The sequence below is a fragment of the Taylorella equigenitalis ATCC 35865 genome (genome assembly GCF_000276685.1).
GTDB lineage: Bacteria > Pseudomonadota > Gammaproteobacteria > Burkholderiales > Burkholderiaceae_B > Taylorella > Taylorella equigenitalis.
This window is the reverse complement of record NC_018108.1, coordinates 43,975-55,739: the sequence shown is the minus strand read 5'-3', so window position 1 is coordinate 55,739 and position 11,765 is coordinate 43,975. Positions and strand designations below refer to the sequence as shown.

Genomic DNA, 11,765 nt, shown 5'->3' with positions numbered 1-11,765 from the left:
TCATCAACGCAAAAATTCTTCAATTAATTTTTTAATAATTATAAGTTTACCGTGAAAAAAATGCCCTGAATTAGGAATAGTAACTAGGGGTAACTCATAATTTTTAAGCCATTCCAAAACGTCTTTAAGTGGAATTATTTCATCATCAGAGCCATGAATTAAAAGAGTTTTTGAAGGAAGCTCTACTTCTTTTTTTGCATACTTCCATACTGCAACTCCTAGGAGTATCAATGCGCTTGGAAGCTCAAGACTTTCATCTTTTAATGTCTGGTGAAGTTGAGCGGCAACAGCAGACCCAAAAGAAAAACCCCCAAGTACCCAAGGCTTATTTTGAAATTGAGGAAAATTTTGTTTTATGTAATCTATGAGAAATCTCATATCCTGAGTTTCACCCACAGAATCATCAAACTTCCCTTCCGAGCCTCCAACCCCTCTGAAATTAGGTCGAAAACACACATAGCCCATTGATACACATGCACGTGAAAAAGTAGTAATTACCTTATTATTTTTAGTTCCATCAAAAAGTGGATGAGGATGCAAACATAGTGCCCAACCAGTTATATCCGATTGACCCTCATCTGAAGGCCAATCTATATCGCATTCGATTACACCTATGGGACTAGGAATTTTTAGGGCTTGTGTTTTCATTTAGTTGATTAGAGGTTTTAAGGATCTCAATTTTAAGGGGCTTGTATTCTACCTTTGTAGATTTGTGCGTAAAACTTAAAGATTCAGGAGACACCCCAAAATACCCCATACCAAATGCAAACATCGCAATATTAAGAAGTAAAAGTATAAATATTTTGCCCATTACATTTCCTTGGATACAAAATACTGAAGACCATCTAAAACAGTAGTCTCAAGTTCGATACATTCAACTGACGGAAGTCCAGCTGCAGTAGACCAATGCGAACATATAGACCTAATTTCATCGACAATTGTATCCTTAGCTCCTCCGCTTATAAATACATACGGGACTTGGGTTGTTAGAAACCAGAGTTTTTGAACCTGTCTAAAAACAGCTCCTGCTTGAGCACATACAACACCAGTTTGTATAGCAGCATGAGTATTTAGAGGAAAGTTAACTATGTCGCTAGCACTCGTTGCCACCTTAGGGAGGTGTGCAGTTCCTCTAAATAAACTATCAAACATCATCTGTAACCCAGGCAAAATAGTGCCACCGATAAGTTGCTCGTTATGCATACAATCAACAGTAGTGGCCGTCCCAAAACTTACATGTATCAATGCACGATTAGAGTCATCCTTAAGTTGCTGTGTAAGATGATAATGTGCACCAATAATTCCAAACCAACGATCCACGCCTAACTGTTTTGGACTTTCATACATATTAGTCAGTGAAAAGGCCTTCTCTTCGGATTCTAACCAAATAATTGGTTCAGATTGTTTGAACTCTTTAGCTTTTTTTAAGTTTAGAGATACAAAAACATTTTCTAAATCTGAACGGATATTTTCGGTGGCTACTGATATCCCATAAACTTTAACTATCTGCCCTTGTCTTTGTATTTTTTCTACAAAGCCTAAAATACGGGCATACTCTTGGTTATATATAGTGATTTCATCGATAATCGCTTTATTCAAATCGCTTGAAGCATCGGGATGACCAACTACAAACGCTCTAGCCTTGATTCTAGTATTACCGCTATCAATTAGTATGCAAATTTTATCCATCTATTTTGATCCTAATTTTCTTATAGATACGTCTACATTTAGCAGTGGGATAATCTGATCATTAGAAAGTTTCACTAAAAGCCTAGCATTCTGGTCTAAGCCTAAACTTTGACCTGTAAGCACATACTCTCCATCTTGATATACATCGATAATCTGATCTTTTAAAGCATCCATGCTTTCGTGTAGCTTTCTAAAAATATCAAAACCCTGTGACTGATATATTAAAAAAGCATCCATCCAGGATTGAGAAATTAAAGCAACTAAATCAGATATAGAATGACTAATTTGGGCAACATCAATTTGATGATCTCTTATAACCGACAACCAATCCGCAATTGGCCTACCCAAAAGCTTACTCAATTCTTTGGCATGGTTAAGATTCATGCCCATACCCACAACTACGACGTGATGATTTTTATCTATTTTACCAGTGCTAGGTCGGATAACTTCTACTAATAAACCCGATAATTTTGCATCTTTATAAAAAATATCGTTCGGCCACTTCATGGTCAGAAGCTTATTGCCAAATCCTTTTATAGATTTTTTAAGGGCATCACAAGCCACTATACCCGCTAAAGGTGCTAGGGTAGCCAATTTTTCTGGTGGCAATGAAACGTCATACGCACAGGAAAACATCAATGTATCGCCATTTAAATTCGACCATTTTCTCCCCTGTCGTCCTCGACCTGAAGTTTGGTAATGAGCGCCCAATATCGCTGGTCTCGGCGTAGGATTTGATAATTTTGTCGATTCTAAAAGCCTATCATTTGTAGAATCAATTTGCTCTACCCATTCAATTGATTTGAATTCTTTTAATTTATCTTTCAAATCTGGGACTATTATTTCTGGGCTTGGCAATAAGCAGTCGCTCATTTAGCTCTCTATTCTCTTTTTGTCCGAAATAAAAGGTAGTAAGTAATCGAAAATTCGCTTGCTCACACCTTGATGTAGTGCAAGCCACTGTTTTGCAGTTCTGGCCATAACCGAAAGTTGATCTGGCTGAGAAAGCAGAGTATTAGCCAGTGTAAGAGCTTGATAGGTGTTTTCGGCACGTCTCGCCACACCCTCAATAATCGCATCGTCAACAGATTTTTCAAAGTTTTGTGTATGCGGACCAACTATAACTGGCACTCCAGCAGCACAAGCTTCGATATGATTTTGACCTCCAAAGTCTCCAAAACTTCCAGCAACTATAGAGCAATCTGCTAAACCATAGTAAAAGAAAAGTTCTCCCATAGTATCGCCAAATAAAACATCAATGGAATTTAAGCTATCAGCTTGAGGGTTATCCGTTCTTCTAGCAAACGTTAGGGGTGATTTTTTTAAAAGATGCTCAACTTCAGCAAACCTTTCTGGATGTCTCGGAATAATTACATAAAGAGGATTCTGAGCTACAGGATTTTCCTTTTTAATTTGGATGATATCTTTTATGAACATCTGCTCTTCACCATCTCTGGTGCTAGCTATTACAACAACTTGTCTATTAAGTTGTTTCTTAGTTTCTTTTCCTAGTTCAATTTGATCTTCGGGTATATCTAGGTCAAATTTTAGATTTCCGGTAACCTGTGAGCTAATGCCTATACTTTCAAAATGTTTGTTATCCAAAAAACTCTGAGACAAAATAAGATTGAGAGATTTATAACTGTCTTTTAATACTCCACCCAAAGAATTAACAAATTTTGCCGACTTTTCAGAGAAACGAGCACTAACTAGAACCATCGGTATGTTTAATTGTTTAGCTGTATAAACTAGGTTTGGCCACACTTCTCTCTCGATCAAAACTCCACATCTAGGTTTCCAATGTGCAAAAAATCCATTAACAGCATCAGGAAAGTCATAAGGAATCCAAGCCTGAACCAAACTACCTTTTGCTATATCTTCTGAAAATAATTTTGCTCCCTGTGCTCTTCCAGTATCTGTCATATGCGTGAGCAAAACTGGAAAACCATTATCCAGTAAAAGCCTCACTAATGGCTGACATGCCCTAGTTTCGCCTAAACTAACAGCATGTATCCATACAGGAGCGTAAATCCTTGGTCTATCGGCTGGATATAAACCAAACCTCTCAGGGTGATGCATATCGAAATCACGACCACGCTGCTTTTTCTTGTTTTTCAAGTAAGAAAATATTAAGGGTTTGAATATTCGAAGTAAGCCGTTATAAACCAATCGACTCATGGGCTATCTTCCTAAAGCTTCATCGAGTTTGGTGATGACCATGGCTTGAGTTGGGGGAACACCTACGTCTCCAAGGCTAGCAGTGTACCCAGCACCTACTACAGGAGTTCTGATAGGCGATGTACATGTATAAATACCTATGGTTGGTCGTCCTAAAGCTGCAGACAAATGAGTCAGTCCGCTATCAAGCCCCACCATAACTTTACAAGAAGCAAGAGTATGTGCAACTTCAGTTAAATTCATACGTGGCAATACTTCCGCATCAGGAAAATTTTTTACTAATTCCTTAGCTCGTTCAGTTTCCCTCATGCTTCCTGAAAAAACACGAATAGGTAAATCATAATCACGTAATCGATTAAAAACACTGAACCATGCCGACTCATCCCATAATTTCTCATCAGTAGAAGCCGATGGCATAATAGCTGCAAAATTTTGAATATCAACATCCTTAGTAAATGATTGAAGACCAAAATCTGGATCTCCATCAAATTCGTATCCGAAAACTTTTGAAGCTAAAATTCTTTGGCGAGTAACGGCTGTTTGCCAATATTCAACATTGTGCTTTATGTCATAAAACAAAGAAGCGGGTGATTCCTTTGCTGACTTCCAGTTAAGACCGTGTTTTGTTCCCTTTGCCAACCAAACGACCCAAGCAGATTTAAGTAAGGACTGCATATCTAAAATGTAGTCGTAATCAGTAGCTTGAAGCTTATTTTTAAATTTTTTTCTTTCCGATCGAGAACGCGATCCAAACCAATCCTTACGCCAACGCCTATGGGCAATTTCAATTATGTCGGATACGGCAGGGTGCCAGAGCGGAATTTCGCTAAATGCCTCTTCAACAACCCAATCCATCTTAAAATCGGAAACATGTTTTTGAATGTCAGATATCGCTGGCAATAGATGAACAATATCTCCCAATGAAGAAGATCGGACTATTAATATTTTTTTCGTCATATTCTATAAACCAACAATGGTAAACAAAAACCTCGTTATAGGATTTAATAATGGTGGCAATATATATTTAAATCCCCCTACTATCACCAATAATAATACTATATACATCCCATAAGGTTCGATGTTTGCTAATTTTATGGATAATCGAGTTGGTAGTAAACCTACTAAAACTCTACCCCCATCTAGAGGAGGAATTGGAAGTAAATTAAAAATCATCAAAAGCAAATTAATCTGTACGCCAACTAGTGCCATATCCGTTAAGACCTTGCTTTCAAGCCCAAAAGAAAATATAACTTTCAACCATATAGTCCATAACAAAGCCATAATTAAATTAGCTAATGGACCAGCGGCCGCTACAAATACCATATCTCTTTTGGGATTATTCAAAGCTCCAAAATGTACAGGTACAGGTTTTGCCCAACCAAAAATTGGAGCACCCATAACTGCAAGCATACCTGGCAATAAAACCGTCCCTATCGGATCAATGTGTTTTGCAGGATTTAAACTTACCCTACCCAGCAAGTAAGCTGTACTGTCACCAAAATAGTTTGCGACATAACCGTGTGCTGCTTCGTGCAAAGTAATGGCAAAAAGTATAGGTAACGCATAGATGCTTATATAGTAGAGAATTTGATCCATAATTTAATATTTCATTATCGTTATCAGAAAGGTTAAATGACATTTCTGTGACAAAGCAAGATTTAAACAAATAAATCAATAATTTTGTTTATCATTATCAAAGGTATCAATAACATATAGAATTTTAGTCATGACCCTTCAATTAAAACACACATTAGCATTTATTTTCTTGTTATTTGCATTTGCCTGCACACAGTATCAACCAGTTGTAGATAGAACAGGTGTGGACGAAGCCCTTTTAAGACAACACAAATTAGAATGTGAAATGTACTATAAAGAAGCACAAAAAGACCCAGCTATTCTTAGAGGTTTAACTACAGCCTTCCCTTATGTAATGCTTGGAGTTACTACTGACTTTATGGCTGATAGCTTTAGAGGCTATACTGGAGACCACTGGACTATCGTAGGGGCAGTAATTGGTTTAATTGCTGGTACATTACAGTCTATGGACCGAGATAACCAAATTCGTAGATCAATTCTTGATCAATGCCTAGCTTCAAAAGGCTACCAAATCTACCACTACTAACCTAAAATCTACATGTGCAAAAGCCCACTATTGTGGGCTTTAAATTACTGTACGACTACGGGATTACGAAGTCTTATATGTAACTCACGAAGTTGTTTCTCATCAACTTCTGAAGGAGCTTGAACCAATAGGTCTTGAGCCCTTTGAGTTTTAGGAAAGGCAATTACATCTCTGATAGATTCTGCACCCGCCATTAAAGTCACCAACCTATCCAATCCAAACGCAAGCCCGCCATGTGGCGGAGCTCCATATTGCAATGCATCTAACAAGAAGCCAAATTTTTCTCTAGCTTCATCAGGTCCAATTTTTAATGCCCTGAAAACTTTGCTTTGAACTTCTTCTTTGTGGATACGCACGGATCCACCACCAACTTCCCAACCGTTTAAAACCATATCATATGCTTTAGCATAGGCTTTAGATGGATCAGACTCAAGTAAATCTTCATGTCCATCTTTTGGACTTGTGAACGGATGATGAGCAGCTGTATAACGACCTTCCTCTTCATCGTACTCAAACATAGGAAAGTCAACAACCCAAAGTGGCTTCCAACCAGCTTCAAAAAATCCATGCTCTTTAGCAAAATCGCTAAGCCCTAATTTAACCCTTAGAGCACCCATCGCATCATTAACAATTTTCGCTTTATCAGCTCCGAAGAAAAGCAAATCTCCATCCTGAGCTCCAGAGCGAGTAATAATCTCACTTAACGTAGCATCATCTATATTTTTAACGATTGGAGATTGCAACCCTTCACGACCTTGAGCAACAGAATTCACTTTGATATAAGCTAAACCTTTTGCTCCATAAATACCCACAAATTGAGTATATTCATCAATTTCTTTTCTTGATAGAGCTCCTCCACCAGGAACTCTCAATGCCACAACACGACCTCCAACCATATTAGCCGCAGATTGGAATACTTTAAAATCCACAGACTTCATAAGTTCAGTCAGTTCAGTAAACTCTAAAGAAATACGCATATCGGGTTTATCAGAACCAAAGCGACCCATCGCCTCATCCCAAGTCATAACAGGGAACGGATCTGCAAGCTCAATGCCCTTAACCGCTTTGAATACATGGCGCATCATAGCTTCAAAAATATCACGTATTTCTTTTTCATTAAGGAATGAAGTTTCGCAGTCTATCTGTGTAAATTCTGGCTGACGATCGGCACGCAAATCCTCATCGCGGAAGCACTTAGTGATTTGATAGTATCTGTCATAACCCGCAACCATAAGCATTTGCTTAAATAATTGAGGAGATTGTGGCAATGCATAAAACTGCCCATCATGCACCCTAGAAGGAACCAAATAATCGCGTGCACCTTCTGGAGTTGAACGTGTAAGCATTGGTGTCTCTATATCGATAAACCCAAGCTCATCCAAAAATTTTCTAGATTCAATAGCAACCCTGTAGCGCAACATCATATTGTTTTGCATAACTGGGCGACGAAGATCTATGATTCTGTGAGTCAATCGAATAGTCTCTGAAAGATTTTCATCATCAAGTTGGAATGGAGGTGTCACTGAAGGATTTAGAATTTCAACTTCCTTACAAAGAACTTCAATCTCACCAGAATATAAATCCTTATTTATAGTCCCTTCAGGGCGATTTCTTACTAGTCCTGTAACCCTAACACAATACTCATTGCGAATAGTCTCTGCAATTTTGAAGGCTTCTTCATTATCTGGGTCAAACACTATTTGTGCCAAACCTTCACGATCACGAAGGTCTAAAAAAATTACTCCGCCGTGGTCACGACGACGATGACACCAGCCGTATAAAGTTACGGTCTTATTTAAATATTCAGTATTTACTTTGCCAACATAGCAAGTACGAGTCATAGAAAATGCTCCAATTAGGATGGAAGAAGGAATAGTCCAGCAGCGATAAGCGTAGGCACAATAGCCGCTAAAACTAAGTATTGTGGAGAAATAGCATTATTTGGGAAATGATGCCTTAGAATTGAGAAACCTGCTGGGTTAGGTGCATTTGCGATAACTGTCAAACCGCCACCAGTAACTGCACCTGCGACAAGCATATACTTCCAAACTTGGGATGTTCCGTCAACTAAAGACCCAAAATAGGTTAAAGCCGCATTATCTGTCAAGGCAGTTAAGAATGTAGTACCCCAAAATAATTCCTTAGGAGATAATGCAGATAAAACTTCCTGTAGCCACCATTTTTGAAGACCACCTAAAATAATAAGTCCTGCCAAGAAAAAGCCCACCATTAGCCCTTCACGAATGAGCAACGGTCTTTGATAACGGCTATATGCATCACAGAAACCAATAAACAACAGAAGTAGGCCAATAAATACAACTATATGATGTGAAGTCAAAACTACAGCAACCAAGAAAACTACATGAATAATAGTAACGGGGATAGGAATCTCTGGTAGCGGTTTTTCTCTATCTAAAATTCTATGTCTGTAGTGGTTTTTAATACTGGATGATGAATTTAGGATGATATCCTTTTTGGCAATAAAAGTAATTATGCTTGTATTAATCATAATCGCTAAAAATGCCTTCCATCCAAAGTGTGTAAGCATGTACTGAGTATCCCAACCAAATGATCCAGCAACCATAAGAACGGGAGGTGCGGCATAAGCAGTAAGCACACCACCTATAGAAATATTTACAAATAAAGTACCGATAACCATATATTTAAATCTTGTATTACCGGTACGTGCAAAGAAGCCCTCTTTAAGCATAAAGGCCGCAAGTGTCATAGCTGCAGGCTCTGTGATTAAAGACCCAGACAAAGGAACTAGGCTAAGTGTAATAAAAAAACTAGCTACCTCAGTTCTAAAGGGAAGTTTTTCAGCTAAAAACTTAACAATATTTCTAACTAGAACAACTATCGGTCGGCTGGCTGCAACGACCATAATTACAAATACAAATAATGGTTCGGTAAAATTTCTAGATTCTAAGTAAGCAATCGACTCATGAAAGCCGTTTGTAAGAATCATAAAAATTAAAAGAATCGTAGCCCAAATACCAAAAACCGCTTCTACTTCTGCAAATAAGTGCCAGATTCCAGCATGCGGTCCACCTTTGTGGGAGAGTTTTGCGAAAACAGGTACTGAGAAAGTATGAATAATAGCTATAGCAAATAATACGGTGGCAATTACTTCTATAGTGCTAGCCAAAATATACTCCTATGTTTAGAATACGCATAAAATAAGTAATCTTAGATTTTACCAAAATTAAATGGACCAAACTTCAATTAATCACAAGGAAAATACTGACCTTAGCGATATAGCACAAGATGATTGGCTTACACAATACCTACCTAAATCATGGGTTCCATATGCACGGTTAGCTCGTCTTGATAGGCCTGCAGGAACTTGGTTTGCACTCATAACTACATTTATGGCACTAGTGCAGGCGGCTGGAACATTGCCAAACATAAAAAGAACAATAGTCTTTATGTTAGGTACTGTTTTACTTAGAAGTGCTGGATGTGCAATAAATGATATTTGGGATCGAGATTTCGATAAGCACGTGGAGAGGACACGCCTTAGACCACTAACATCAGGTCAAATCACCTTAAGGCAAGCGATAATCTTTTTTGTAGTCCTTATGCTTATTGCGTGCTTGTTGCTTTTTTTCCTAAACACGTATTCGATACTACTTGCACTTGCATTGGTACCTTTAGTGATTATTTATCCACTAGGCAAAAGATTTACTTTCTGGCCACAGATTATTCTAGGCATAACATTTAATTGGGGCATGCTTATGGCTTGGTCAGATACGATTAATGAAATTCCTTTTGGTGCGTTTTTGATGTACCTTGGTGTTGTATCTTGGCATCTAGCTTATGATACTTTTTATGCTTATTGTGATGTAGAGTTTGATACAAAATTAGGGCTTAAATCAACCGCAAGATATTTCGGATCTGAAGGTAAGAAATGGATATCTGGGTTCTATATTGTATCTGTGTTGTGCTGGTTGATTGCTGGTTATCTGCTTTATATGAGTTGGGGATATTTTGTATTTTTAACTGTAGTAGCCTTTGCACTCTATGGTCAATTAAAAAGATTTGAAGTAGATAACCCAGCTGGTAACTTTCAATTATTTAAAGATAATTTGTTTGTAAATGTGCTTTTGCTAGTTGCTATTTGTCTTGGGGTAATGTTTGATCTACGGACAATCTAATTAATGTAAAGTAGAAAAATAGCCCCATAATTAAGCCTGAAAGCCACCATAATTCTGGAAATGATTTGCTAAAGTAATCATATATAGCAATAATCACCGCACCGCCCGCACTCCAGAGCATTAAGTTTTTCTTTGTGGTGCCTTTGTTCAATAAAAAATAAGATCCAACAGCAACCAAAAATGCTGGCACAGACATAACTGGTACGATGTATCCGAGGGTATAGAGAAGTAGCCTAATTAGATTATTGAGCTGTATATTAAAATCATTTTTAAATAAAAGAGTTAACGCGAAGACCGCAGTAACCACCACGCATAATAACAAATAGAAAAAAATAAAATTAAGTACGTGCTGTACAGGGTCGTGTCGGTTAACTCTCATATTAAATTACTTATAAAGTTTTACTTTGTTAGAGATTTTACAATCTTTAAGCACCGCTTTGCCGCCAGACTCTAAAGAAGCTTCCTCCCCCTTAGTTACTAATGAGTAATCATAGTTTGAACCCATAGCAGTATAAACAGCTCCCGAAGCACTAGGAGTATTTTGTAGAGGAATAATTTCGTCCATGTCTGTAATAAGTGCATAAGATTCTTTCTCAGTATTTACATATACCACTTGCATAGTTTTACTATTTTCACAAAGGTAAATGTATTTTTGTAGCTCCTCTTTAGCCATCATACCGCTATCACTCATATTAGAATTAGTATTCGCTTGAGATGCACAACCAGCACATAAAGCCAAAGTAACGAGAGCAAAATTTACTTTTTTCATATAACTTCCTTTAAAAAAATCATATAAGCCCAAACTCAAGCAACGATCGCTTAAGCATAAGAAGGGCGAGAAAAAATAACAAAACAGCAAACACTTTTCTCAAAGTATTTACTGGCAATGAGTGAGCTAACTTCGCCCCAATCGGTGCAAAAATCACACTCATAGAAATCAAAGCCAAAAGTGCTGGCCAATAAACAAACCCGACCAACCCATTTTGAACTCCAATTTCACTCATTCCCCCATATATATATCCGATAACATTAGACACTGCAATAGGGAACCCACAAGCAGCAGAGGTCCCAACAGCATTACGCATAGGAACACTACACCACACTAAAAAGGGAACTGTTAAGAACCCACCGCCTGCCCCAACAATGCCTGATATCAACCCTATCCCAACACCTACTAGTGCAATTACATATGCAGGTGGCAATGCTCTAGTACTAACCTCTTCGGATTTTTTTCTAAACATATTGAAACCAGAATAACTAACAAATATCGCAAAAACGAGTGCAAGCCATCCAATATCAATCATCTTAAAAATTACACCACCAGATAATAATCCACCTATCAGAATCCCAGGTACAAACTTTATGAAAATATCCCATCTAACACCACCCCTAAGATGATGTGCTCTCATACTAGATAAAGATGTAAACATAATTGTGGCCATAGCGGTAGCTATGGATATGTGTACGATATATTGCTGAGGAAGATTATGAAAAGTAGAAAAAAGAGACGTTAAAAAGGGGACGAGAACCATCCCCCCACCAACCCCTAGGAGTCCAGCCATAAGGCCACCAAAACATCCTAAAAGTAAGAGAATACCAATAGAAAATAATGACATTAA

Annotated in this window: 14 protein-coding genes; 2 read left to right on the top strand and 12 right to left on the bottom strand. The window is 37.9% G+C overall.

What is annotated here, in order from left to right; translation table 11 throughout:
* Window positions 1-3 precede the first annotated feature (3 nt).
* Genes KUI_RS00280 through KUI_RS00250 form a run of 7 tightly spaced genes read right to left on the bottom strand, consistent with a single transcriptional unit; the run spans window position 4 to window position 5,463 of the window.
* Window positions 4-648, bottom strand: coding sequence for an alpha/beta hydrolase (locus KUI_RS00280; protein WP_014840004.1), 645 nt, complete (start codon window positions 646-648; stop codon window positions 4-6).
* Window positions 620-811: a hypothetical protein gene (locus tag KUI_RS00275; RefSeq protein WP_013521855.1), complete on the bottom strand. Its 192-nt coding sequence runs from the start codon at window positions 809-811 to the stop codon at window positions 620-622. The genes KUI_RS00280 and KUI_RS00275 overlap by 29 nt, the downstream gene beginning before the upstream one ends.
* Window positions 811-1,689, bottom strand: a complete 879-nt coding sequence (locus KUI_RS00270; RefSeq protein ID WP_013521854.1) for a type III pantothenate kinase — start codon at window positions 1,687-1,689, stop codon at window positions 811-813. The genes KUI_RS00275 and KUI_RS00270 overlap by 1 nt, the downstream gene beginning before the upstream one ends.
* Window positions 1,690-2,562, bottom strand: a complete 873-nt coding sequence (locus KUI_RS00265; RefSeq protein ID WP_013521853.1) for a biotin--[acetyl-CoA-carboxylase] ligase — start codon at window positions 2,560-2,562, stop codon at window positions 1,690-1,692.
* Window positions 2,563-3,867, bottom strand: a complete 1,305-nt coding sequence (locus KUI_RS00260; protein WP_013521852.1) for a 3-deoxy-D-manno-octulosonic acid transferase — start codon at window positions 3,865-3,867, stop codon at window positions 2,563-2,565. It lies immediately after the preceding gene.
* Window positions 3,868-3,870: 3 nt separating this feature from the next.
* Window positions 3,871-4,824, bottom strand: a complete 954-nt coding sequence (gene waaC, locus KUI_RS00255; RefSeq protein WP_013521851.1) for a lipopolysaccharide heptosyltransferase I — start codon at window positions 4,822-4,824, stop codon at window positions 3,871-3,873.
* Window positions 4,825-4,827: 3 nt separating this feature from the next.
* Entirely contained in the window at window positions 4,828-5,463 is a 636-nt protein-coding gene (locus tag KUI_RS00250; RefSeq protein WP_013521850.1) for a site-2 protease family protein, read from the bottom strand.
* 130 nt (window positions 5,464-5,593) lie between these two features.
* On the opposite strand from KUI_RS00250, the gene KUI_RS00245 reads away from it, so the two are divergent.
* Window positions 5,594-5,989, top strand: a complete 396-nt coding sequence (locus tag KUI_RS00245; RefSeq protein ID WP_013521849.1) for a hypothetical protein — start codon at window positions 5,594-5,596, stop codon at window positions 5,987-5,989.
* Window positions 5,990-6,033: 44 nt separating this feature from the next.
* On the opposite strand, the gene aspS is transcribed toward KUI_RS00245, so the two are convergent.
* Window positions 6,034-7,830 (bottom strand): aspartate--tRNA ligase, encoded by a 1,797-nt coding sequence (gene aspS, locus KUI_RS00240; RefSeq protein WP_013521848.1) that lies wholly within the window; start codon window positions 7,828-7,830, stop codon window positions 6,034-6,036.
* A 14-nt stretch (window positions 7,831-7,844) separates the two neighbouring features.
* Window positions 7,845-9,137 carry a putative Na+/H+ antiporter gene (locus tag KUI_RS00235; protein WP_014840003.1) on the bottom strand — a complete coding sequence of 431 codons (1,293 nt, stop codon included), beginning with the start codon at window positions 9,135-9,137 and terminating at the stop codon, window positions 7,845-7,847.
* A 61-nt stretch (window positions 9,138-9,198) separates the two neighbouring features.
* Between KUI_RS00235 and ubiA the strand changes: the two genes are divergently transcribed.
* A complete protein-coding gene (gene ubiA, locus KUI_RS00230) occupies window positions 9,199-10,146 on the top strand; it encodes a 4-hydroxybenzoate octaprenyltransferase (protein ID WP_014840002.1) in 948 nt (315 codons plus the stop codon).
* Here ubiA and KUI_RS08400 read toward each other — a convergent pair.
* The 3 genes from KUI_RS08400 to KUI_RS00215 form a co-directional block, all read right to left on the bottom strand.
* Window positions 10,106-10,342 carry a hypothetical protein gene (locus tag KUI_RS08400; protein ID WP_013521845.1) on the bottom strand — a complete coding sequence of 79 codons (237 nt, stop codon included), beginning with the start codon at window positions 10,340-10,342 and terminating at the stop codon, window positions 10,106-10,108. The genes ubiA and KUI_RS08400 overlap by 41 nt on opposite strands.
* 189 nt (window positions 10,343-10,531) lie before the next feature.
* On the bottom strand, window positions 10,532-10,915 hold the full coding sequence (locus KUI_RS00220) for an MliC family protein (protein ID WP_013521844.1): 384 nt from the start codon (window positions 10,913-10,915) through the stop codon (window positions 10,532-10,534).
* Window positions 10,916-10,934: 19 nt separating this feature from the next.
* The gene (locus KUI_RS00215) at window positions 10,935-11,762 is read right to left on the bottom strand and encodes a sulfite exporter TauE/SafE family protein (protein WP_014840000.1); all 828 of its coding nucleotides are present in this window, start codon (window positions 11,760-11,762) and stop codon (window positions 10,935-10,937) included.
* Window positions 11,763-11,765: the final 3 nt, after the last annotated feature.

Bases quoted from the DNA above. Each gene is read 5' to 3' on its own strand.
- KUI_RS00280 (WP_014840004.1), bottom strand. From the start codon at position 648: ATGAAAACACAAGCCCTAAAAATTCCTAGTCCCATAGGTGTAATCGAA.
- KUI_RS00275 (WP_013521855.1), bottom strand. From the start codon at position 811: ATGGGCAAAATATTTATACTTTTACTTCTTAATATTGCGATGTTTGCA.
- KUI_RS00270 (WP_013521854.1), bottom strand. From the start codon at position 1,689: ATGGATAAAATTTGCATACTAATTGATAGCGGTAATACTAGAATCAAG.
- KUI_RS00265 (WP_013521853.1), bottom strand. From the start codon at position 2,562: ATGAGCGACTGCTTATTGCCAAGCCCAGAAATAATAGTCCCAGATTTG.
- KUI_RS00260 (WP_013521852.1), bottom strand. From the start codon at position 3,867: ATGAGTCGATTGGTTTATAACGGCTTACTTCGAATATTCAAACCCTTA.
- waaC (WP_013521851.1), bottom strand. From the start codon at position 4,824: ATGACGAAAAAAATATTAATAGTCCGATCTTCTTCATTGGGAGATATT.
- KUI_RS00250 (WP_013521850.1), bottom strand. From the start codon at position 5,463: ATGGATCAAATTCTCTACTATATAAGCATCTATGCGTTACCTATACTT.
- KUI_RS00245 (WP_013521849.1), top strand. From the start codon at position 5,594: ATGACCCTTCAATTAAAACACACATTAGCATTTATTTTCTTGTTATTT.
- aspS (WP_013521848.1), bottom strand. From the start codon at position 7,830: ATGACTCGTACTTGCTATGTTGGCAAAGTAAATACTGAATATTTAAAT.
- ubiA (WP_014840002.1), top strand. From the start codon at position 9,199: ATGGACCAAACTTCAATTAATCACAAGGAAAATACTGACCTTAGCGAT.
- KUI_RS08400 (WP_013521845.1), bottom strand. From the start codon at position 10,342: ATGTCTGTGCCAGCATTTTTGGTTGCTGTTGGATCTTATTTTTTATTG.
- KUI_RS00220 (WP_013521844.1), bottom strand. From the start codon at position 10,915: ATGAAAAAAGTAAATTTTGCTCTCGTTACTTTGGCTTTATGTGCTGGT.
- KUI_RS00215 (WP_014840000.1), bottom strand. From the start codon at position 11,762: ATGTCATTATTTTCTATTGGTATTCTCTTACTTTTAGGATGTTTTGGT.